The organism is Duganella sp. CT11-25 (assembly GCF_047302815.1).
Lineage (GTDB): Bacteria > Pseudomonadota > Gammaproteobacteria > Burkholderiales > Burkholderiaceae_D > Rugamonas.
Genome location: NZ_JBKBFD010000001.1, coordinates 5,941,930 through 5,962,730, shown reverse-complemented (window position 1 = coordinate 5,962,730; position 20,801 = coordinate 5,941,930). Strand labels below are relative to the sequence as shown.

The 20,801-nt window shown below is 60.9% G+C and carries 20 protein-coding genes and 1 tRNA gene; 14 read left to right on the top strand and 7 right to left on the bottom strand.

The annotated features are described in order from the left end of the window. Positions 1–48: 48 nt before the first annotated feature. From ACEN9F_RS25725 to ACEN9F_RS25715, 3 genes are all read right to left on the bottom strand, one after another. Entirely contained in the window at positions 49–1,278 is a 1,230-nt protein-coding gene (locus ACEN9F_RS25725) for a XylR family transcriptional regulator (RefSeq protein WP_413427180.1), read from the bottom strand. A gap of 174 nt (positions 1,279–1,452) precedes the next feature. Further along, positions 1,453–3,336 (bottom strand): exo-alpha-sialidase, encoded by a 1,884-nt coding sequence (locus tag ACEN9F_RS25720; protein ID WP_413424652.1) that lies wholly within the window; start codon positions 3,334–3,336, stop codon positions 1,453–1,455. Next, on the bottom strand, positions 3,336–4,787 hold the full coding sequence (locus ACEN9F_RS25715; RefSeq protein WP_413424650.1) for a GDSL-type esterase/lipase family protein: 1,452 nt from the start codon (positions 4,785–4,787) through the stop codon (positions 3,336–3,338). Before ACEN9F_RS25715 ends, ACEN9F_RS25720 begins: the two co-directional genes overlap by 1 nt. A 237-nt stretch (positions 4,788–5,024) precedes the next feature. Between ACEN9F_RS25715 and ACEN9F_RS25710 the strand changes: the two genes are divergently transcribed. The 4 genes from ACEN9F_RS25710 to ACEN9F_RS25695 are packed head-to-tail and all read left to right on the top strand — an operon-like array spanning position 5,025 to position 8,938. Beyond that, positions 5,025–6,059, top strand: coding sequence for a polysaccharide deacetylase family protein (locus ACEN9F_RS25710; RefSeq protein WP_413424648.1), 1,035 nt, complete (start codon positions 5,025–5,027; stop codon positions 6,057–6,059). Then, complete coding sequence (locus tag ACEN9F_RS25705; RefSeq protein ID WP_413424646.1) at positions 6,056–6,616, top strand: hypothetical protein; 561 nt, start codon at positions 6,056–6,058, stop codon at positions 6,614–6,616. The genes ACEN9F_RS25710 and ACEN9F_RS25705 overlap by 4 nt, the downstream gene beginning before the upstream one ends. Continuing rightward, the gene (locus ACEN9F_RS25700; RefSeq protein ID WP_413424644.1) at positions 6,613–7,731 is read left to right on the top strand and encodes an acyltransferase family protein; all 1,119 of its coding nucleotides are present in this window, start codon (positions 6,613–6,615) and stop codon (positions 7,729–7,731) included. Before ACEN9F_RS25705 ends, ACEN9F_RS25700 begins: the two co-directional genes overlap by 4 nt. Position 7,732: 1 nt before the next feature. Beyond that, positions 7,733–8,938, top strand: coding sequence for a hypothetical protein (locus ACEN9F_RS25695; RefSeq protein ID WP_413424642.1), 1,206 nt, complete (start codon positions 7,733–7,735; stop codon positions 8,936–8,938). Here ACEN9F_RS25695 and ACEN9F_RS25690 read toward each other — a convergent pair. After that, positions 8,869–10,713: a putative bifunctional diguanylate cyclase/phosphodiesterase gene (locus tag ACEN9F_RS25690; RefSeq protein WP_413424640.1), complete on the bottom strand. Its 1,845-nt coding sequence runs from the start codon at positions 10,711–10,713 to the stop codon at positions 8,869–8,871. The genes ACEN9F_RS25695 and ACEN9F_RS25690 overlap by 70 nt on opposite strands. A gap of 255 nt (positions 10,714–10,968) precedes the next feature. Between ACEN9F_RS25690 and ACEN9F_RS25685 the strand changes: the two genes are divergently transcribed. The 5 genes from ACEN9F_RS25685 (at position 10,969) to ACEN9F_RS25665 (ending at position 13,236) form a co-directional block, all read left to right on the top strand. After that, positions 10,969–11,127, top strand: a complete 159-nt coding sequence (locus tag ACEN9F_RS25685; RefSeq protein ID WP_413424638.1) for an mRNA interferase — start codon at positions 10,969–10,971, stop codon at positions 11,125–11,127. Positions 11,128–11,158: 31 nt separating this feature from the next. Further along, positions 11,159–11,575 (top strand): type II toxin-antitoxin system HicB family antitoxin, encoded by a 417-nt coding sequence (locus tag ACEN9F_RS25680; protein WP_413427178.1) that lies wholly within the window; start codon positions 11,159–11,161, stop codon positions 11,573–11,575. A gap of 154 nt (positions 11,576–11,729) precedes the next feature. After that, positions 11,730–12,185, top strand: a complete 456-nt coding sequence (locus tag ACEN9F_RS25675) for a carboxymuconolactone decarboxylase family protein (RefSeq protein WP_413424636.1) — start codon at positions 11,730–11,732, stop codon at positions 12,183–12,185. Between the two features lie 162 nt (positions 12,186–12,347). Next, the gene (locus ACEN9F_RS25670; protein WP_413424634.1) at positions 12,348–12,860 is read left to right on the top strand and encodes a PEP-CTERM sorting domain-containing protein; all 513 of its coding nucleotides are present in this window, start codon (positions 12,348–12,350) and stop codon (positions 12,858–12,860) included. Positions 12,861–12,951: 91 nt separating this feature from the next. After that, positions 12,952–13,236, top strand: coding sequence for a hypothetical protein (locus ACEN9F_RS25665; protein ID WP_413424632.1), 285 nt, complete (start codon positions 12,952–12,954; stop codon positions 13,234–13,236). A 57-nt stretch (positions 13,237–13,293) separates the two neighbouring features. Here ACEN9F_RS25665 and ACEN9F_RS25660 read toward each other — a convergent pair whose 3' ends face one another. Then, positions 13,294–13,695, bottom strand: coding sequence for a hypothetical protein (locus tag ACEN9F_RS25660; RefSeq protein WP_413424630.1), 402 nt, complete (start codon positions 13,693–13,695; stop codon positions 13,294–13,296). Positions 13,696–13,851: 156 nt separating this feature from the next. On the opposite strand from ACEN9F_RS25660, the gene udk reads away from it, so the two are divergent. Next, positions 13,852–14,493, top strand: a complete 642-nt coding sequence (gene udk / locus ACEN9F_RS25655) for a uridine kinase (protein ID WP_413424628.1) — start codon at positions 13,852–13,854, stop codon at positions 14,491–14,493. Between the two features lie 347 nt (positions 14,494–14,840). Here udk and ACEN9F_RS25650 read toward each other — a convergent pair. Then, positions 14,841–14,931, bottom strand: a tRNA-Ser gene (locus ACEN9F_RS25650). A gap of 212 nt (positions 14,932–15,143) precedes the next feature. Between ACEN9F_RS25650 and ACEN9F_RS25645 the strand changes: the two genes are divergently transcribed. Further along, entirely contained in the window at positions 15,144–15,488 is a 345-nt protein-coding gene (locus ACEN9F_RS25645) for a YciI family protein (RefSeq protein WP_413424626.1), read from the top strand. Positions 15,489–15,576: 88 nt separating this feature from the next. On the opposite strand, the gene acs is transcribed toward ACEN9F_RS25645, so the two are convergent. Continuing rightward, positions 15,577–17,565 (bottom strand): acetate--CoA ligase, encoded by a 1,989-nt coding sequence (gene acs, locus ACEN9F_RS25640; protein WP_413424624.1) that lies wholly within the window; start codon positions 17,563–17,565, stop codon positions 15,577–15,579. A 222-nt stretch (positions 17,566–17,787) separates the two neighbouring features. Here acs and ACEN9F_RS25635 point away from each other — a divergent pair, with 222 nt between their 5' ends. The 3 genes from ACEN9F_RS25635 to murI are packed head-to-tail and all read left to right on the top strand — an operon-like array spanning position 17,788 to position 20,763. Then, positions 17,788–18,378, top strand: coding sequence for a TIGR00645 family protein (locus tag ACEN9F_RS25635; RefSeq protein WP_413424622.1), 591 nt, complete (start codon positions 17,788–17,790; stop codon positions 18,376–18,378). Positions 18,379–18,394: 16 nt separating this feature from the next. Further along, entirely contained in the window at positions 18,395–19,924 is a 1,530-nt protein-coding gene (locus tag ACEN9F_RS25630; protein ID WP_413424620.1) for a fumarate hydratase, read from the top strand. Next, positions 19,924–20,763 (top strand): glutamate racemase, encoded by an 840-nt coding sequence (gene murI, locus ACEN9F_RS25625; protein WP_413424618.1) that lies wholly within the window; start codon positions 19,924–19,926, stop codon positions 20,761–20,763. The genes ACEN9F_RS25630 and murI overlap by 1 nt, the downstream gene beginning before the upstream one ends. Positions 20,764–20,801 lie beyond the last annotated feature (38 nt).

The following is a 20,801-nucleotide window of genomic DNA, read 5'->3' as shown; positions in this document are numbered from 1 at the left end:
TATGAAACTCACCAATCGCGGTCATGATTTAAGAGGGTGTCAGTGCCTTTACGCGACGTTGCGCAGGTCGCCCAGTTCCGGCGCCGGCACGGCCGAACCGTCGTCGACGCAGCCTTGCATCGCCCGGTCCTGGTAGGCGCGCGGGGTGCAACCCAGCTCGCGCTTGAACACCGCGTGCATGTATTGCACCGACGTGAAGCCGCAGCTCAGTGCGACGTCGGCGATGCTGCGGTCGCCCCGCGCCAGCAGCGACGTCGCGGCGTCGAGCTTGAAGCGCAGGATCACGTCATGCACGCTGCAATTGAGCTCCTGCCTGAAATACGATTCCAGCGACGAGCGCGAGATGCCGACATACTCCGCCACCTGGTGCGTCTTGATGCCCTGGCAGGCGTACTGGCGGATGAAGTGGCGCGCGCGCATCACGTGCGGATGCTTGGGCGCTTCGTGCCGCGTGGACGCCAGCACGTTGATGCCGACCGGCGGCACCAGCACGCGCGTGCCGCTCATGCGCACGCCATGCATCATCTGGTCCAGCAGGTGGGCGGCCGTGCGGCCCATCTGCTGCGCGCCCTGGATCACGGAGCTCAGAGGAATGCGGGTCAGCATGCGCGCCAGCGGATCGTTGTCGATGCCGATCAATGCGACCTGCTCCGGCACGGCGATGCCGGCCATGATGCAGGCCTGCATCAGCTGGCGCGCGCGGGCGTCGGTCACGGCGATGATGCCGACCGGCTTGGGCAAGCTCTCCAGCCACTTGATCTGCTGCCCGACCGCCTCGTCCCACGACGCCGCGCTGGTGCCCAGGCCGCGGTAGATATGCGGCTCCATCTTGTCCTGGCTTAGCAGCGTGCGGAAGGCTTGCTCGCGCTCCTGCGCCCAACGGTTTTCCTGCGCCTCCGGCAGGCTGAACATCGCGAAGTGGCGCAGGCCGGCCTCGATCAAGTGATCGTGGGCCATCTTGATCAGTTTGAAATTGTCGGTCGCCACGTAGGGCACGTGGTCGGGATAGGCGGCCTGGTTCTCGTACGAGCCGCCCACCGCCACCACCGGCACGCGGCTGCGCGTCAAGGCGGCGGCCACCGCCGGATCGTCGAAGTCGGCGATGATGCCGTCGCCTTGCCAGTGCTCGATGCCGGGCAGGCGCAAGCGGAAGTCTTCTTCCAGGAACAGGTCCCAGGAGGCGCGGGTGCTGCTCAGGTACGCGGCGATGCCGGCGATGACTTCGCGGTCAAAGATCTTGTTTGCATTAAACAGCAGCGCAATCCGGTGTGACTTCATCTGCATTTCGACTACCCCGATCCGAAACAAGCTTGTCTTAACAGGCATAAAGTCGCCCATGTAAGATTGTTACACGGTTTACAGATCGTACAGATATGAAAAATTTCACTTCATCCATAACGAATTTGACTAAATTCTTTAAAGAAATTACGTTTTTTACAGCCAAATCAGTATTCAATTAGCAACTGGCTTGCCATAAACGATGCCCCGGCCAGCCGTACTCATGTAGACCACGCCGAAGGTATTCATGTCGCCGACCACGAATTGAGCATCGCCGGGACCGCCATATTGGTGATTATCATCATTGATGCGCACCCAGCTGGCGCCGGTATCGGTCGAACGGAACACGCCACGCACGCCGCCCACCTGGCCCCAGATATAGACCGCCGGGTAATCGGCGCCCGGTGCGGCCTTGCCGAATCCGACCGCCCCCGCGTAGCTGACGTTTTTCAGGTTGACGAAGCTGTTGCCGGAATTGGTGGATCGGGCCAGGCCGCCGTCGTACAGCGCCACCCAGACATCCCCTTCCCGGCCCGGCGCCGCGCGTACCACGCGCGAACCCTTGGTCGAGGCCAGCACGGCGGTGGTCGGCGCGAAGCTGGCGCCGCCGTCGGTGCTGCGCAGCAGGCCGCTGCCGCGCAGCGCGTAGAACTTGCGCGGATTGACCGGGTCCGCCACCGGGCGTGCGCCGTTCAGGCCCAAGACCGTGGTCCAGCTGTCGCCGTCGTCGAGGCTGTAGTAGCTGTCGATCGATTTCTCGGGGCTGTGCACCAGGACCTTGCCGTCGGCGCTGAGCGCCAGCTGGCCCTTGACGCCTTTGATGCTGCCGGCCTTGCGCCAGCTGAGGCCCATATCGCGCGACACATACATGGCGGTGCCGGCACGCGCCAACACCTGCGGGTTTTGCGCGGCAAAGTCCAGGCCCCAGGTCGTGCCCATGGTCGGCTTGTGGATCGGCGCGTATTGCGTCACATCGGTATGGCGGAAGCCGTCATAGTCGCCGATGGCCGAGATCACCGGGCCGCCGGGAATGCTGACCAGGTTCAGCGGCACCGATTCCTCCAGGCCCCTGTCCTCGAACTTCCAGATCGCCGGAGTGGCGTGGATGTCGCTCGACTTGAAGATGCCGTTGCCGGAGACGACCATCACCGTATCGGTATCGAAGGGATCGAACTCGATACTGGCGGTCCAGTGGATGAAGCTGCCCGCGATCCAGCTGACGCCGTTGGCATCGATCTTCACGCCCTGGTCGACGATGCTCTTCCAGCTCTTGCCGCCATCCAGCGTCTCGAAGAACTTGTCGCCGATGGCGCCGCCCGGATTGGAGTAGTAGTCGATGGTGGAGACGATCATGCGCTTGCCGTTGCGCGGATCGACGGTGATGCCGGCGTAGGCGCGGTTCAACGGCGGGGAGACATCGCTCCACTTGCCGGCGGCGATGTCGTATTGCCAGATGCCGCCCTCCTCCATCATCTCCCCCTTGACGGCATGCGGGCCCGCGCCTTGCGCAAACGCCACCACCAGCTTGCCGTCGGCGATGACGGCGCGGTTCGGCATCAGCTTGGCCGGGCCGCCGGCCAGCGCGGTGAAGCTCTTGCCGCCGTCGGCCGACATATACATATTGGGACCGACCGCGCCGTAGCGCGACACGCCGACAAACATCTTGCCGCCGTCCAGCACCAGGAAGCTGATGCCGTTCTTGTTGGGCGTGGCGGTCACGTCCAGGCCGTCGAGGTGGCGCCAGGTCAGGCCTTCGTCCACGCTCTTGAAGATGCCGTTGGCGCGCGTGCCGACGTAAAGGACCTTGCCATCGGCCGGATCGACCTGCAGCTTCTCGCCGGTGCCGCGCCCCATGCCGTTGCCGTGCACCTTAAACTGGCCGGTGACGTCGATCCTGGTGAAGGTCTTGCCGTAGTCGCTGGACTTGAGGATGGTGCTGGCGCCGCCGTTCATGTAGGCGATGCCGGTGGACATATACACCTTGTTGGGCGCTTTCGGATCGATGGCGATCGATTCCACGCCCAGGATGCCGGTCTCCTTATCGGAGACCCAGTCCATCAGGGGGATCCAGCTTTTTTTTTTGCATCCCAGCGATACGCGCCGCCGACATCGGTGCGCGCGTAGATCAGGTCTTTCTCGGTCTTGCTGGTGATGATGCCCGAGACGAAGCCGCTGCCGCCGATCGCCACGTTGTCCCAGGCATAGGCCAGGGACTCGCCGGCCAGCAGCTTTTGCAGCGCAGGCGCCATCGCCTTGGCCCAGATCTCGTAGCCCTTCTCGTTCGGGTGCAGCAGGTCCGGCATGATGTCCTTGGACAGCGTGCCGTCCGGGTCCAGGAAGGACTGGTTGATATTCAGGAAGAAGATCTTCTTGTTGTCGGCGTAGCCGGAGATGATGCCGTTGACCTTCTCGTTAATCTGGCGCAGCTGGTCGTCCGGCTTCTCGCCGCGCGGGAAGATCGCCAGCAGCAGGATCTTGGTATCCGGCAGGCGCTTCTGCAACTCGTCGATATTGCGCTTGATGCCGATGGCCGTGGTCTTCGGATCTTCCTGGCGGTGACCGGTGTTGTTGGTGCCGAACATCAGCACCGCGACCTTGGGCGCGATGCCGTCCACTTCGCCGTGCAGCAAGCGCCACAAGACGTTCTCGGTGCGGTCGCCGCCGAAGCCCAGCGCCAGGCCGTTCAAAGGCTTGTAGTTGCGCTCCCAGACCGGCGCGCCGCTCTTTTCCCAGCCCTCGGTGATCGAATCGCCGATGAACACCACCTGACTGGTCTTGCCCAGCGCCTTGGCCTCTTCCAGTTTCTTCTCGTGGCGCGGGGTCCACCAGTTGATCGACCAGGATTCGTTGAGCTTGTCCGGTGTGACCGAGACGGTCTTGTAGTCCGGGCAGCTGGCGTTCGGCTTGCCGGTCATCTGATACTTGACGTTGGCGATCGACACCTCGCCGCTGCCGCTGCCGTCCAGCGCGAACGGCAGGGTGACGGCGCTGAAGTCGTCGCCTTCGCGCACGAAGCAGCTCATCGAGAACACCAGGTGCTGCCAGCCCTTGCCCGCGATCGCGCGCGCCGGCACCAGGTAGGGAATCGAGCGCTCGCACTTGTCGCCGCAACCCAGCTTGAAGGTAATGCCGCCGTTGGACAGATCCTTGACGTTGACATCCAGCGCCAGCACGCCCTTGGCGGCATACGGCCGCAGATCGACCGGCTTGCCGCCGTCGAGGCGCAGGCTGGAGTACCAGGCATCCTTGAAGCGCAAGGTCAGCGCATCGTTCTTTTTGGATTTGCTGGTCTTGCTGGCGCCGACCACGCTGGCCGGCACCTTCGGCTGGCGGTCGATCGTGACCGAATCGCCGTCCAGCGTCTTGCTGGTCTCGAAATCGGCCACGGTGACGTGCCAGGAATCCAGCGCATGGCCGGCATAGACGTTCAGGTCCTGCGGCGCCGCCGCGAAGGCGGAGGACGAAACAACGGCCAGGGACGCCGCGAGGCGCCAGCTTGTCATTTTCATAGGGAATGTCTCACGTATTTTGTTATAAACACATTCTGCTGCCTAGCCCGTCGCGCCGCAATTACGAAATTCACCAACCCGGCGAACGATTTCGCCGACCGCCGTGCTGTCAAGAGCGAAGCCGTCCGAGCACGATAGTCTGTGATCCTCGTCAACGTTTGCCGATGTCCATCTCCAGCGCACGAAAATAGTAATACATTATCCGCTGATGACTCACCCTGAAAGCGACCTGCCGCCATGCGTACCCGCGTATGCATCACGATCGATACCGAGTTCAGCATCGCCGGTGCGTTTGCCCGTCCAACCCTGTTCCCGGTGGCCGAACCGATGGTGGCCTGCGATGTGGCCGGCCGTTCGGAAGGCCTGGGATTCCTGCTCTCGACCCTCAAGCGCCACGACATCCCCGCCACCTTCTTTGTCGAAGCGCTGAACCGGCACTATTTCAGGCATGACCCGATGGCTCCCATCGCCAGGCGCATCCACGACGACGGCCATGAGGTCCAGTTACATGTGCATCCGTGCTGGTCGGTCTTCCAGCACCAGGACTGGCGCGACCGCGTGCGGGCGGTTCCCCGGCAGGACGATTTCTTCGGACGGGATGAAGCCAATTCGGTGAACCTGATACGCCAGGGCATGGCTGCGTTCAGCGATTGGGGCCTGCCGCAACCGCAGGTCTTCCGCGCCGGCAATCTGCAGCACGACGATACACTCTACAAGGCACTGGCGCAGTGCGATATTCCGTATAGCTCCAATATCGGCCTCGCGGTGTTCGACAGCGGCGATCCACGTTATGCCCTGTATGCCGGACGGCATGAGCGGCACGGCGTGGTGGAATGTCCGGTGCTGAGCTATAGCGATTGGCGCATCGGCAACCGTCCGCACTTGAAAACCCTCAGCATTGCCGGCACAAGTTTTGCCGAGACAAAAAACATGCTGGACCAGGCCAACCGCGCCGGCATTTCCCTGGTCGTCATCCTGAGCCATCCCTTCGAGTACATCCAAAGCCGCGATGAGAATCTCCGGCATGCACGCCGCCATGGCATCGCCCAGGGACGCCTGAACACCTTGTGCCAATACCTCAACCAGAACCGCGACCGCTTCATCCCGAGCGGCATGGCGGCGGCCGCCAGCGAGGCATCCCGTCCGGGCGAGCCGCACAATCCGCTGCTTGAGGGGCGGCGTTTGGAAAGCCTGGCCCGCCTGGCGGTGCAGGTTTCCTATCAATGGTACGGGCAGGCCGCGCTGGCCGCAACGCGCAGGACGCCGCGATGATCACCTTTGTCCAGCGCCGCTTCGGCAGCGCGCGCGGCCTGGTGCGGCTGGCGCTTGCGCTGCTCGAACTGGCCACAGGCAGGCTGACCCCCTTTCGGCTGCGGCGCCCGCAGGATGTGCGGCGGGTCGTGTTCGTCTGCCTCGGCAATATCTGCCGCAGCGCATTCGCCCAGCAGATCGCCATCGGCTACGGCCTGCCGACAGCGTCGCTCGGTTTGTCGACCACCACCGGCGCGGCGTCGCCGGCGGAGGCGGTCGAAGCCGCACAACGCCTGGGCGTCGCCATACATGGCCACCGCGCCACGGACCTGCGCGATTTTGAAATCCTGCCCGGCGATCTGTTGCTGGCGATGGAGGTGCGCCATGCACGCGCGCTGCGCCGGCGACTGCCGGCCCGCAAGGACGTGCAGATCGTGCTGCTGGGTTCGTGGTGCTCGCCGCCGATGCCGCACCTGCACGATCCGTTCACGCTCAGCGCCGACTACTTCGATACCTGCTTCCGGCGGGTGCGCCAGGCGGTCGGCGGTTTGAACCAGACGCTGCGGAATGCCGCATGAAAAAAGAGTTCTCCATCTATCTCGACCTGTGGCGGTTCGTGGCGGCGCTGCTGGTCGTCGTCTATCACTCGAATGTCCGGCTGATCATCACTGAAAAACTGCCCTTCAGCAGCCACGGGCACGCGGCAGTGATCGTCTTTTTCGTCTTGTCCGGCTACGTGATTTCCTACATGACCGCCACGCGCGAAGCCGCGCCGGTCGATTACTGGGCCAGCCGTTTGTCGCGCTTCTACTCGCTGACCATTCCCGCTGTCCTGCTCTGCCCGCTGCTGGATACATGGGGCGAAGCGCTCGCGCCGCAGTTCTACGTCGAAAAGACCACGCACGACCTGGCCTGGCTGCGCATCCTCACCAGCCTGACCTACCTGAACGAGATATGGACGGTGTCCATCATGTCCTTCTCCAACGTGCCGTACTGGTCGCTGTGCTACGAGATGTGGTACTACGTCCTGTTCGCCATTGCGGTCTTCATGCGCGGCAAGGCCCGTCTGTGGCTGGGCGGTACCGTGGCGGCGATGCTCGGTCCCAAGATACTGCTGCTGGCGCCGATCTGGCTGCTCGGTGTCGCGCTGCACCGGCATCCGGCACTGGCGCGGATCCCGCAATGGCTGGGATGGACGCTGTTCCTGGCGTCATGGCCCATGTACGGCCTGTTCTACTACTGCGGGATGACGGAATACGGCAGTCAGCTGCTGCTGAATTTGATCGGGGAAAAATGGCACCACCAGATGGCGTTCTCCAAGTTCTTCATCACCGACTACCTGCTCGCCCTCATCATCGCCGCCAACTTCGTCGGCTTCCGCACGGTTGCCGACAAGTTCAAGGCGCTGTTGCTGCCGTGCGAAAAAATCGTACGCTGGCTGTCGGGCTACACGTTCTCGCTGTACATCCTGCACCAGCCGCTGCTGCAGTTCTACGCCGCCGTGTTCGACGGCGATCCGCACACCTCGCTGTTCTATTCGGAAGTCATGCTCGCCACCTTGCTGAGCATCGTCGTCATCGGGCATTTCACCGAGCACAAACGGCACCATCTGCGCAGGCTGATACGCCGCATGCTCGTCGCGGTCATGGAAACAAGATGGCGGCGGCAAAGCGCGTCCGCCACGGGAGGTTGACATGGACCAGCGTCTGCTGCCGGTGGTAGTGCTCGGCATCGAGACACCGATAGGCCTGGCGATCGTGCGCGAGCTGGGCACGAGAGGCGTCGCCGTCCACGGCATCGCATGGTCGGCGGGCGCGCTCGGCCTCGCCTCGCGCTACCTGCACCGCGGCTTGATCCGTGCCAAAGGGGAAGAGGCGCTGATCCAGCAACTGATCGAGTTGAGTGCCAATGAACTGGGCGACGCCTGCCTGTTCGCGATCGCCGAAAACGATATCACCCTGCTGAACCGCCATCGCGATCGCCTGGCAGGCTACCGGATGATGTTTGCCGATGAAGCGCGGATGAACCGGGTGATCAACAAGGAGCAAACGTATGCGGCGGCGTCCAAGGCCGGCCTGCGGGTCCCGCAAACCAGGCAGATCGCCTCGATGGTGCAAGCCGAGGCGGCAAGCCGTGAACTGCGCTTCCCGGTGGTGCTGAAATGGGCCAATCCATACGACGTGACGCGGAGCCTGTCCGCTGCCGGCCTGCCGCTGGAAAAAGCCCACTATTGCTACACGCGCGAGGAACTGCTCAACTATCTGCGGCCCTATGAAGCGGTCGGCGTCTACCCGATGGTGCAGGAATACTGCGCCGGCTACGGGCTAGGACAGTTCGTCCTGATGAAAGACCGCCAGGCCCACTACCTGTTCCAGCACCAGCGCGTCCACGAATGGCCGCCGGAGGGCGGGTTCTCCAGCCTGTGCGTATCGGTGGGGCTGGACCAGCACCACAAGCTGATGCAGCAATCGATCGCCCTGCTGCAGGAACTGGACTGGGAGGGCATCGCCATGGTCGAATATCGCCACGATCCGGCGACCGGCGAATCCGCGCTCATGGAAATCAACGGCCGCTTCTGGGGCAGCCTGCCGCTGGCCTGGCACGCCGGCGCGCCCTTTCCGTGGCTGACTTATCAGTTGTTCGGCATGGGCAAGGCCTTGCAGCCGCCGCCCTATCGTGCCGGCATACGCTGCCGCTTCATGGCGCCGGAGACCAAGCGCCTGCTGCGGGTATTGTTCCAGCCACAGCGGATCGCCGACAAGAGCATCCGGTTCAAGCGCCTGCCGACCTTGATGGGATACCTGATCGACTTCATCCGGCCGGGCACACGCTACTTTGTGTTTGCGTGGAGAGATCCTGCGCCCTTTTTCAAAGACATCAGGGGTATGGGCCGGGAATAGAAGAAACCCTGCACCTGATCGCAGCCATTGTCGCGCACCTTGTCCAGCTGGGCTTCATCTTCCACACCTTCAGCCACCACCACGCTGCCCAGGTCGCGCCCCAGCTGACACATCGAACGGAACAGCAACAGGCTGGTTTCATCGGTGGCGATATCCTTGATGAAGGAGCGGTCGATCTTGATCTCGTCGAAGGTGACCAGCCGCAGATAGCTCAGCGACGAGAAGCCGGAGCCGAAATCATCCAGCGAGATGCCGACGCCCAGGTTGCGCAACTCGCCGGTGACGGCGACGATCTGCGCCAGGTCGGCGGCAAACACTTCCTCGGTAATCTCGATCACCAGATGGCGCGGATGGACGCCGGTCTCGGCCAGCGAGGCCTGCACCACGTCCAGGAAATGCGGCGCCAGGAACAGCGGCGGCGAGACGTTGGCGGAGATCTTGGTGTCCGGCCCGAGGATCTCGATCAGCTGGGGAATATCCTGGATGATGGCACGCAGCATCATGGCGCCAAAGCTCATCATCCAGCCTTCCTCGTGCACGATGGGGATGAACTCGGCCGGGCCCGGCGGCGGCATCCCGCCATCCTGGCTCTTCATGCGCGCCAGGCCTTCGGCACCATGGATGCGGCCGTCATGCGGATTCACCTTGGTCTGGTAGACCGGATAAAAGCCATCGCCCTCCATCGCCTGATGCACCTTCTGCTTGAGCAGGTTGTAGCTGCGGATCTGGTTGGCCATGTCCGGCGTAAAGGCCAGCGCCGGACCAGGCGGCCCCTTGCGGGCAATGGTCAGCGCGACATCGACATTCTTGACCAGCTCATGGCAGTCGTTGCCGTTGAGCGGCGCGCGCGCAAAGGCACCGGCAAAACGCACGCTGCGCACCTCGCTGTTGGGCTGGTCGTGCGCCTCGGTTTGCAGCCTGGCGAAGAAATGCTGCACGCGCTCGTCCGATGCATCCGGCATCCAGGCGGCGAATTGCGCGCCGGGCAGGCGCGCGATGAAGCAACCGTCGCACAGGCGCTTCAGCACGGCGCTCAGGTCGCACAGCAGTTTATCGCCGGCGATGTTGCCGTTCAGCGCATTGAACAAGCGGAACTTGGTCACGTCGATCACCAGCAGCACGCCCTGCCCGCCGGCGGCCAGATGCTCGTCGATCTTCAAGGCCAGGCTTTGACGGTTGGCCAGGCCGGTCACGCCATCGGTGTAGGCCACGTTGAACAGCTTGGCGTTGACCACTTCCAGCTCGTTGAGTTTTTTGAACAGCTTGGATTTCAAGTCATGGATCGAGCCGCCCAAGGTGGTGCCGAGCAGCGCCAGCGTCATCGCGGAGATCACCCACAACTCGCCGCTGTTGAGGTTGACCAGTTCCTCCTTGCCGAACGTCAGGATCTCGAGGCTGACCGTGGCGGCGATGGCGAACAGCGACAGCAGGCACAGCGCCGGAAAAATCAGCGACCGTATGCCGGACCAGTTGGTGAAGGATACCGTCATGACAGCCGCCAGCACCATCAGCCCATCGGCCGCGACCGGGCTTTGGACGGTGGCGGTCACGCCGACCACCAGGCCGACCATCACGATAAACGCCAGCCGCACGCGGGCCGGGAATTTTTTGCGCAGCAGATATACGCCCGCCAGCAGGAAGGCCGCGCCAAGGTCGGCATACATCGAGACCGGGTAGATCCGCGCCACCAGCAATATGCAGCCGCAAGCAAACGCCACGATGGCGCCGATGGCCGTGATCCGATTGACTGCTGTGTCGCCCAATCCCTCGTACATCGCTATCCCCAGTCAGCTATGCCGCCGCCTCGTACCTCGCTTTAATGTACTTGTTGTCAAATAGAAAATCCAGCGGAATGTCAGACAGTTATTAAAAATTCCGCACGACGGGCATATTGCCTCAATTGAATGCGCCTGATCAAACAGCGCGTCTGAACCGAGTGTACAACGAGAGAATTCGCTTCATAGCCTTGCGGACTAATCTTTTTTGATTAAACTATCCTCGTTGGAGCTGCCATAAAACAAAGCGAGTTTGTGAAATGGCTAAAGGAACAGGGGGTGGAGTTCAAGCAAGGGAGCAGACACTTAAAGCTCTACTACAAAGGGGAAAGAAGTCATCTTCCAAGACATCCGTCAAAAGAGCTGACAACAGGATTGGTCGAAGATGTAAAAAGACAGCTCAAACTAAAATAGTGCGTCGCACTTTTACGCGATAAGGAAATGCATCATGCGATATCCAGCTTCATTTACGGCAGAAGAAGGAAAAATCGTCGTCCGATTCCGAGATATCCCCGAGGCAATCACTCAAGGCGACGACGAGAAGGATGCATTCGAAATGGCAGAAGATGTTCTTCTTTCCTCTATGGACTTTTACTTCGAAGACGGTCGTCGCGTACCGCCGCCATCTGTGGCCCTGCCAGGCGAACGCTATATCACCCTCCCGCTGAGCGTGGCCTCCAAGGTCCTGCTCTTAAATGAAATGCTCATTCAGAAGGTGGGGCCATCAGAGTTAGCCCGCCGCATGGATTCGCGACCGCAGTACGTCAATCGACTTATCGATCTTCACCACAACACCAAGATAGATACCGTGGCCGAGGCAATGGCGGCGCTTGGCAAAAGACTGGAATTGCGAGCCATCTGAGAACTTGATCTTCAGTACCGTTCCCGGCAGACGCATCTTGAAACTGCTTCAACGGCAAACATGGTCCAGTTCGGGAGTCAACTCATGGCCCTTCTCCAATAGGCCAAGATGCGCGAGGATAGAGTCCTCGAACAACTGCTTAAGGACTTTCATCATGACCAATCGTATCGACTACACCAAGGCATCTCCAGACGGCTACAAGGCTTTCGGCAACGTGTATGGCACGCTGCTGAAAGGCAGCCTGCCGAAGGCACTGATCGACCTGGTGTACCTGCGGGTATCGCAAATCAACGGCTGCGCATATTGCATCGACATGCATTCGCGCGACTTGATCAAGTCCGGCCTGACGGTGGACAAGCTGGTGCTGGTACCGGTCTGGCACGACGCCGGCAACGTCTTCACGCAACGCGAACGCGTCGCGCTGGCTTGGGCGGAAACGGTCACGCGCGTATCGGAAACCGGTGTGCCTGATGCCGACTATGAAGCCGCTGCGGCCGAATTCAACGATACCGAACTGTCCGACCTCACCTACGCCATCGGCTTGATGAACGCCTTCAACCGCTTCGGCGTAAGCTTCCGCGTGCGCCCTGCCGCCGCTGTACAGGCGTAAGCCATGGGACTGCTGCGTATCGGATGACTGCTGCCCGGCATCGTCGGCCTGAATAGGGCAAAGGATGGCCTCCAAAAGCAACATCCAAAAATATAATAAAATATTAGCAATAGTAGTGGTAAGATCAACATTAGTTTCCACACCACTACTAAAGGTAATATTGTGCACAAATACCTAACAGCGCTAGCCACCGCGACGCTGCTTTTTTGCTCGACATCCGCAAACGCGCTGATCTACAAATTCAACTTTCTGGCTTCGGGCTTTAATCAGACGTCGCCCGAGAGTTCGATAAGCGGATCTTTCATAATCCGAGCCGATGGGCCGGGCTTGGCGCCCAAGTCAATCAGCGACGTCGAGCTGACAATTGGCGGCTATAGCTATGCACTATCTGATATCAAGTTCTCCAATTACGGCAGCTGGTTCTCCATCGGTGCCGGTACCGACCCAGATGTCCTTTATAGCAACACGAACGACTTTTCCCTCTATTCCCCGAGCACCGGCTCCTATGGGTTCCTGTATACGACTCAGAGTACCGGTGGCGCTTGGTTCGCGCCATCCGTTTCGGTCACTTATACCCAAATCGTGCCTGAGCCAGAAACCTATGCCATGCTGCTCGCCGGCCTGTGCATGTTGGGGTTCGTCGCGCGCCGGCGCGGCGGTACTCCTCTGATTTGAGCCACATCAAGCTTGTTCGTTCTCAACAATTTTCCGACTTGAAAATATGTACACTCAGAATCAATTCTTCTCACAAATGAAAGGACTGATAATGAATGCTCGACTACCCTCTGAATCGATCTACGAGCCGAACAAGCTTCTTGATTTATTGAAAGATTTCCTAGGCTCGAAGAACGATGCCGCATTGTCGCGAACACTGGAAGTCGCCCCACCAGTTATCAGTAAAATCCGCCACCACCGCTTGCCCATCAGTGCCGCGCTTCTCATTCGCATGCATGACGTCACCACGCTGAGCGTCAGCGACTTGCAGGGAATGATGGGGGATCGCCGTGCCAAGTTCCGTCTGTCGCCTGCGCAAGGTCGTCCGAAAAATTAAGGCTTGGCCGGCTGCTTGTTGCGGCCGGCCTGCACCGCCTCCGGCGTGAGGGCTGCCTTAGTGCTTAGGGGAAGGCTCAGAGATTGTGACTGCACCCAGTAGTGACTCACCAGCGACATATTGCGCGCGAAGTTCTTCGAACGTATAGGACTCTTCGTATTTATAGCGAATGCAAGCGGCATTCAATAGGCGCCAAGCACCGCGCGCCGCATTTGCTTTTGCTCCCATGTTAAAGATGCCAATCCAGGCTAACGAGGCGGTTCCGATAAATGCAACGACTCTAATAGATCCCGCCGGAACCGCTTCTGACCCCGTAAAGGTCGCAACAAAAAGGGAGCAAACAACACTTAACGCTCCCAGCATTGCATACAGCCGCATGAGTCTCGCTGCCATACGGTCCCATTCGTCGAGAGCGGCCTTTATCTCCTCAGGTAATGATCGATTTTGCAACGTGGTCATCTACATAGCTCCTGTGTGCGAGTGGTGCTGGTGATGATAGAGCGAAATTGTCGTATCTGCAATGAAGGCTTCCGCGCGGCCTCCATAGTCGGGTCGCGCAACACCTCAACCAGTCGGTCCCCTGTCGGTTCGATCACGCTTCCGGTATCATTCGGCATGAACAAGATTTCTTTCCAACCTTTTATCATTGGTGTCGCAGGCGGTAGTGGCAGTGGCAAGTCAACGGTGTCCCAGCAAGTGCTGGCTTCGTTTGGCGCTGATATGGTCTCGGTGGTGATGCAGGACGATTACTACTGCGACCAAACCCACCTCACCCCTGAAGTCCGCCGCCAGCAGAATTACGACCATCCGCAGGCTTTCGACTGGCCATTGCTGGTACAGCACGTCCAGGCATTGCGCAACGGCGAGGCGATCGAGATGCCGGAGTACGACTTCACGGCCGACAACCGCTCCAACAGGACCATTCCCGTTAAGCCAGCCCCGGTCATCGTGATCGAAGGCCTGTTTGCCTTGTATGACGCCGACTTGCGCGACATGATGTCGCTGAAGATCTTTGTCGACACCGCCTCCGACATTCGCTTCATCCGCCGCATGCAGAGAGATATTACCGAACGTGGCCGTTCGGTGGAAAGCGTCGTCGGCCAGTATCTGGAAACCGTGCGCCCGATGCATAAGCAATTCATCGAGCCAACCAAGCGCTACGCCGATGTCATTATTCCGCATGGCGCTAATGGCCCGGCAGTCGATATGATTACCACCAAGGTGGCGAGCGTTATCGGCCAGTTGAAGCGGTCCTGATTTATCGGGTCGGGTCCTTGGATGTAATCGGCCCAGTCCTGCATCATCCTGCGGCGCTCGGCAAGAAGCTGCGCGCGATCATAGGCGGTGGCGACTTTGCTTGGGGACAAGGCGAGGGATGAGTGTATGGATGGATGAAATATTGCTTGGATGAATTGTGCGCTGCGCGCGGCGCCTCCGGCGCGCCACCGCGAAGCGGTGGCAGATGGGCGATTCGGAGAGGCTCGCCCCAGTAGGGGCGATGCCTTCGAATCCCCCGCGCAGGGCCCGCAGGGGCCCTGCTTCTCTCCGCCAAGGACACAAAAACAAAAACGCCACCCGAAGGTGGCGTTTTGCTTTTGTGTCCTTGGCGGAGAGAGGGGGATTCGAACCCCCGATAGGCTATGAACCTATACACGCTTTCCAGGCGTGCGACTTCAACCACTCATCCACCTCTCCTGCATTCTTCCCCTCTCGGAGAAGGCGCGAATTATAGCAAAGATTCTGGGGAGTACCAAGTTTATTTACCAGCAACCCAACCACAACCCCATTTACCACCCAGACGCAAAATTCCCCACCCAACTTGTCGAATCCCACCCTCGCCGTTCGTCATAGTATTGAAGGCCGCACAACCGGCCCACCAAAACCCCTTAGCCGAGAAAGGAGAAATCATGACCCAATATTTGGTTGCTATTCACCACCCCAACAACTACGACCCTTCCACCGAGGACGAGGCGATGCACCACGATATCGACGTGCTGAACGAAGAGATGGTGGCCGCTGGCGTCAGGATTTTCGTTGGCGGCCTGCGCCCGCCAAGCAGCGCGAAGTCGCTGCGGGCTCAGCCCAATGGCAAGGTGCTGATCACCGACGGCCCGTACCTGGAGACCAAGGAACTCGTGGGCGGCTTCTGGGTACTGGAAGCGGCTGACCTGGAGGAGGCTCTGGAATGGGGCCGCAAGGCCGTCATCGCCTGCCGGGCGCCGGTGGAAGTGCGCCCATTTTACTCAATGTAGAAGTTGAACGATTCGAAGGCTCGCCCCGGTAGAGGCGATGCCTTCGAATCCCGCGATAGGCTATGAACCTATCACGCGTCTTCGTGGATCAGGACGCTTCCTTCAACTGCTCCAGGATCGCTGGATTTTCCAGCGTGGAGACATCCTGGGTAATCGTCTCGCCCTTGGCCAATACGCGCAGCAAGCGCCGCATGATCTTGCCCGAACGCGTCTTCGGCAGATTGTCGCCAAACCGGATCTCTTTCGGCTTGGCGATCGGACCAATCTCCTTGGCCACCCAGTTACGCAACTCCAGCGCAATCTTCTTGGCATCCTCGCCCGTCGGCCGCGCCTGCTTCAGCACGACAAACGCGCAGATCGATTCACCCGTCGTATCGTCCGGCTTGCCGACCACTGCAGCCTCGGCCACCAGCGGATTGGCGACCAGCGCCGATTCGATCTCCATCGTGCCCATGCGGTGACCCGATACGTTCAGCACGTCATCGATACGCCCCGTGATCGTGAAGTAGCCCGTGTCCTTGTTGCGGATCGCGCCATCGCCGGCCAGATACATCTTCCCGCCCAACTCTTCCGGGAAGTAGCTGGTCTTGAAGCGCTCCGGATTGTTCCAGATGGTGCGGATCATCGATGGCCAAGGACGCTTGACCACCAGTATCCCGCCCTGCCCGTTCGGTACATCGACACCGGCCTCATCGACAATCGCGGTCATGATGCCCGGCAGCGGCAGGGTGCACGAACCCGGCACCATCGGCGTCGCGCCCGGCAGCGGGGTGATCATGTGGCCACCGGTTTCGGTCTGCCAGAAGGTGTCGACGATCGGGCATTTTTCGCCGCCGACCTGCGTGTAGTACCACATCCACGCTTCTGGATTGATCGGTTCGCCCACCGTGCCCAACAGGCGCAAGGACGACAGGTCGTAATTCTTTGGATGCACTTTCGGATCCACATCCGATGCCTTGATCAGCGAACGGATCGCCGTCGGCGCGGTGTAGAAGATGCTGACCTTGTGCTTGGCGATGGTGTCCCAGAAGCGGCCGGCGTTCGGGAACGTCGGCACGCCTTCGAATACCACTTGCGTCGCGCCCACCGCCGTCGGGCCGTAGGCGATGTAGCTGTGGCCCGTCACCCAGCCGATGTCGGCCGTGCACCAGTAGACGTCGGACGGCTTGATGTCGAACGACCATTTCATCGTCAGCGCGGCCCACAGCAGGTAGCCGCCGCTCGAGTGCTGCACACCCTTCGGTGTGCCGGTCGAGCCGGACGTGTAGAGAATGAACAGCGGATGCTCGGCGTCGACCCATTCAGGCTCGCATTCGGCCGATTGGTTCGCGACCAGCTCGTGCAGCCAGATGTCGCGGCCTTCCTTGAAGGCGATGTTGCCGCCGGTGCGTTGGTAGACGATGACGTCCTTGATGGTGTCGCAGCCGCCAAGCGCCAGCGCTTCGTCGACGATGGCTTTCAATGGCAGGTGCTTGCCGCCGCGCAGTTGCTCGTCGGCGGTGATGACGGCGACCGCGCCGGCGTCGATGATGCGCTCCTGCAGCGATTTGGCGGAGAAGCCGCCAAACACCACCGAGTGCGTGGCGCCGATGCGCGCGCAGGCTTGCATCGCGGCGACGCCTTCAACCGACATCGACATGTAGATGATGACGCGGTCGCCTTTCTTGACGCCGCGCGATTTCAAACCGTTGGCGAATTTGCAGACTTTTTCGTGCAATTCCTTGTAGCTGACGTTGACCGACTTGCCGTCGTCCGCTTCGAAGATGATGGCGGTCTTGTCGGCGTTGCCGTTCTGCAGATTGCGGTCCAGGCAGTTGTACGAGACGTTCAGGTGGCCGTCTTCAAACCATTTGTAGAACGGTGCGTTGTCTTCGTTCAGCGTGCGCGTGAACGGTTTTTGCCAGACCAGGTTTTCTTTCGCCAGGCGCGCCCAGAAGCCTTCATAGTCGGCCGCCGCTTCGGCGCACAGCGCGTTGTAGGCGTCCATGCCGGCCACGTTGGCCTGCGCGGTGAATTCGGCCGGGGGCGTGAAGATGCGGGATTCCGATGGACCTTGTTGCGTTGTCGTGCTGCTCATACGTGTCTCCAATGTTGTAATCGTTTGCCACTAACATAAACTTTGTCGCTTACTGAGCCCTTACAGACAGCCAGTCCCCGGCGGAGGATGGTGCTCTATACAATTTTACCAATATTTCATCACGTGTATGCGGTAACCACACGGTCATGCGATTGCTGGGCAGCACGTGTAAAATGTCGGCAGTCTCAATAATACCCGCCTCACTAAAGGAGTCCTGCCGTAATGACCGAGCCAAAAGCCAAACTGCGCCCCCTTCCCGCTTTTATCTTCATGACGCGCTGGCTGCAGTTGCCGCTCTACCTGGGCTTGATCCTGGCGCAGTGCGTCTATGTGTTCCATTTCTGGGTCGAGCTGAAAGACTTGATCGGCGCCGCCCTCGGCAACGAGGCCGCGCTGCAACACATCTTCCAGGCCGTGGCCGTGCCCGGCACGCCGCTGCCGGACAAGCTCAATGAAACCACCATCATGCTGGTGGTGCTGGGCCTGATCGACGTGGTGATGATCTCCAACCTGCTGGTGATGGTGATCATCGGCGGCTACGAGACCTTTATCTCCCGCATGAACCTCGATACCCACCCGGACCAGCCGGAGTGGCTGTCGCACGTGAACGCTTCCGTGCTGAAGACCAAGCTGGCGATGGCGATCATCGGCATTTCATCCATCCATCTGCTGAAGACCTTTATCAACGCCGGTGTCTATACCGAGAAAACGCTGATCGCACAGACCGCAATCCACGTGGTGTTCCTGCTGTCGGCCCTGGCGATTTCCTACACCGACCGCATCACCACGATGACCCACAACGAATCCCATTAACCCCCGCGAGAACATCATGACCATCATAAAGCAAGAAGACCTGATCGAATCCGTTGCCGCCGCGCTCCAATACATCAGCTATTACCATCCTGCCGACTATATCGAGCATCTGGCGCGCGCCTATGACGCAGAGCAGAGCCCGGCCGCGAAAGACGCGATCGCGCAGATCCTGACCAATTCGCGCATGTGCGCGGAAGGCAAGCGTCCGATCTGCCAGGATACCGGTATCGTCAACGTCTTCCTGAAGATCGGCATGGGTGTGCGCTTCGAGGGCTTCTCCGGCACCGTGACCGATGCCGTCAACGAAGGTGTGCGCCGCGCGTATAACTTCGACGACAACAAGCTGCGCGCGTCCATCGTGGCCGATCCGCATTTCGACCGCAAGAACACCAAGGACAATACGCCGGCCGTGGTCCACATGGAACTGGTCGAGGGCAATACCGTCGACGTCAAGGTCGCGGCCAAGGGTGGTGGTTCGGAAAACAAGTCGAAGATGATCATGATGAATCCTTCAGATTCGCTGATCGACTGGGTCATGAAGACCGTGCCGACCATGGGCGCCGGCTGGTGCCCGCCGGGCATGCTGGGTATCGGCATCGGCGGCACCGCCGAGAAGGCGATGCTGATGGCGAAGGAAGTGCTGATGGAAGACATCGATATGTTCGAGCTGAAGCAGCGCGGCCCGCAGAACAAGCTGGAAGAGCTGCGGATCGAACTGTGCGACAAGATCAATTCGCTGGGCATCGGCGCACAAGGCCTGGGCGGCCTGACGACCGTGCTGGACGTGAAGATCATGATGCACCCGACCCACGCGGCCTCGAAGCCGGTGGCGATGATTCCCAACTGCGCAGCAACGCGCCACGGCCACTTCGTGCTGGACGGTTCGGGCCCTGCCTACATGACCCCGCCTCCGCTGTCGACCTGGCCTGATGTCAGCTGGGCGCCGGATACCGAGAAGTCCAAGCGCGTCGACCTGAACACGCTGACCAAGGAAGAAGTCGCTTCGTGGAAGCCGGGCCAGACCCTGCTGCTGAACGGCAAGATGCTGACCGGCCGCGACGCCGCGCACAAGCGCATCCAGGACATGCTGGCCAAGGGCGAAGCGCTGCCGGTCGATTTCAAGAACCGCGTGATCTACTACGTCGGCCCGGTCGATCCGGTGCGCGACGAAGTGGTCGGCCCGGCCGGCCCGACGACCGCGACTCGCATGGACAAGTTCACCGACATGATGCTGGAACAGACCGGCCTGATCGCGATGATCGGCAAGGCCGAGCGCGGCCCGGTGGCGATCGAGTCGATCAAGAAGCACAAGTCGGCTTACCTGATGGCCGTCGGCGGTTCCGCTTACCTGGTGTCGAAGGCCATCAAGGGCGCCAAGGTGCTGGGCTTTGCCGACATGGGCATGGAGGCGATCTATGAGTTCGACGTGGTCGACATGCCTGTGACCGTGGCGGTCGACGCCGCCGGCACCTCGGTGCACAACACCGGCCCGGCGGAATGGAAGGCCCGCATCGAGCAGCTGAACGTGCCTGTCGTGACTGCCTGATGCAAATAGCCCGCTCTCCCGATTCGCCCATCGGCGTCTTTGATTCCGGTGTGGGCGGGCTGTCGGTGCTGCGCCATATCCGCGCGCAGCTGCCGCACGAACACCTGATGTACTTTGCCGATTCCGGCCATGCGCCCTATGGCGACAAGACGGAACAATTCGTCGTCGACCGCGCGCTGGCCGTGACGGACTTTTTATTGGCCCACGGCGCCAAGGCGCTGGTGGTGGCCTGCAATACCGCCACCGTGGCCGCCATCAAGGCGGTGCGGGCGCGCTATCCGGAGTTGCCGGTGGTCGGCGTCGAGCCGGGCCTGAAGCCGGCTGCGGCGGCCACGCGCAACGGCAAGGTCGGCGTGCTGGCGACGGCGCGCACGCTCAAGGGCGAGAAATTCCTGCAGTTGCGCGAGCAGATCAGCGCGGCCAGCAAGGCCGAGTTCCTGCTGCAGCCGGCGGTCGGCCTGGTCGACCAGATCGAGCTGGGCGACTTGGAGGCGCCGGCCATCGCCGCCATGCTGGAGCAATACATCGCGCCGCTGCTGGACCAGGGCGCCGATACGCTGGTGCTGGGCTGCACCCATTACCCCTTCGTCCAGAACGGCATCGAGCGCGTGCTGCGCGAGCACGCACGGCAGGACGTGGTGCTGATCGATACCGGCGACGCCGTGGCGCGCCAGCTGGGCCGTTTGCTGGAGGGCGCCGGCCTGCTGCGTCCAACGTCGCTGGGCGGCGCTGCGGCCGCCACGCTGCGCGGCTATACGACGGCCGAGGTCGGCGCGCTGGCGCCGGCCTTCGCCAATCTGCTGGGCCTGCATCCGGCGGTGGAAAAAGTGAATGTTTAAGCAATTTGGAAGTTTTTCGGCATTTAGATTTGCAGGAT

Excerpts from the sequence above, each read along its gene's own strand:
- acs (WP_413424624.1), bottom strand. The coding sequence starts at position 17,565 with ATGAGCAGCACGACAACGCAACAAGGTCCATCGGAATCCCGCATCTTC.
- ACEN9F_RS25695 (WP_413424642.1), top strand. The coding sequence starts at position 7,733 with ATGGACCAGCGTCTGCTGCCGGTGGTAGTGCTCGGCATCGAGACACCG.
- ACEN9F_RS25645 (WP_413424626.1), top strand. The coding sequence starts at position 15,144 with ATGACCCAATATTTGGTTGCTATTCACCACCCCAACAACTACGACCCT.
- ACEN9F_RS25630 (WP_413424620.1), top strand. The coding sequence starts at position 18,395 with ATGACCATCATAAAGCAAGAAGACCTGATCGAATCCGTTGCCGCCGCG.
- udk (WP_413424628.1), top strand. The coding sequence starts at position 13,852 with ATGAACAAGATTTCTTTCCAACCTTTTATCATTGGTGTCGCAGGCGGT.
- ACEN9F_RS25710 (WP_413424648.1), top strand. The coding sequence starts at position 5,025 with ATGCGTACCCGCGTATGCATCACGATCGATACCGAGTTCAGCATCGCC.
- murI (WP_413424618.1), top strand. The coding sequence starts at position 19,924 with ATGCAAATAGCCCGCTCTCCCGATTCGCCCATCGGCGTCTTTGATTCC.
- ACEN9F_RS25700 (WP_413424644.1), top strand. The coding sequence starts at position 6,613 with ATGAAAAAAGAGTTCTCCATCTATCTCGACCTGTGGCGGTTCGTGGCG.
- ACEN9F_RS25715 (WP_413424650.1), bottom strand. The coding sequence starts at position 4,787 with ATGAAAATGACAAGCTGGCGCCTCGCGGCGTCCCTGGCCGTTGTTTCG.
- ACEN9F_RS25725 (WP_413427180.1), bottom strand. The coding sequence starts at position 1,278 with ATGAAGTCACACCGGATTGCGCTGCTGTTTAATGCAAACAAGATCTTT.
- ACEN9F_RS25660 (WP_413424630.1), bottom strand. The coding sequence starts at position 13,695 with ATGACCACGTTGCAAAATCGATCATTACCTGAGGAGATAAAGGCCGCT.
- ACEN9F_RS25635 (WP_413424622.1), top strand. The coding sequence starts at position 17,788 with ATGACCGAGCCAAAAGCCAAACTGCGCCCCCTTCCCGCTTTTATCTTC.
- ACEN9F_RS25705 (WP_413424646.1), top strand. The coding sequence starts at position 6,056 with ATGATCACCTTTGTCCAGCGCCGCTTCGGCAGCGCGCGCGGCCTGGTG.
- ACEN9F_RS25675 (WP_413424636.1), top strand. The coding sequence starts at position 11,730 with ATGACCAATCGTATCGACTACACCAAGGCATCTCCAGACGGCTACAAG.
- ACEN9F_RS25690 (WP_413424640.1), bottom strand. The coding sequence starts at position 10,713 with ATGTACGAGGGATTGGGCGACACAGCAGTCAATCGGATCACGGCCATC.
- ACEN9F_RS25665 (WP_413424632.1), top strand. The coding sequence starts at position 12,952 with ATGAATGCTCGACTACCCTCTGAATCGATCTACGAGCCGAACAAGCTT.
- ACEN9F_RS25720 (WP_413424652.1), bottom strand. The coding sequence starts at position 3,336 with ATGGACTGGGTCTCCGATAAGGAGACCGGCATCCTGGGCGTGGAATCG.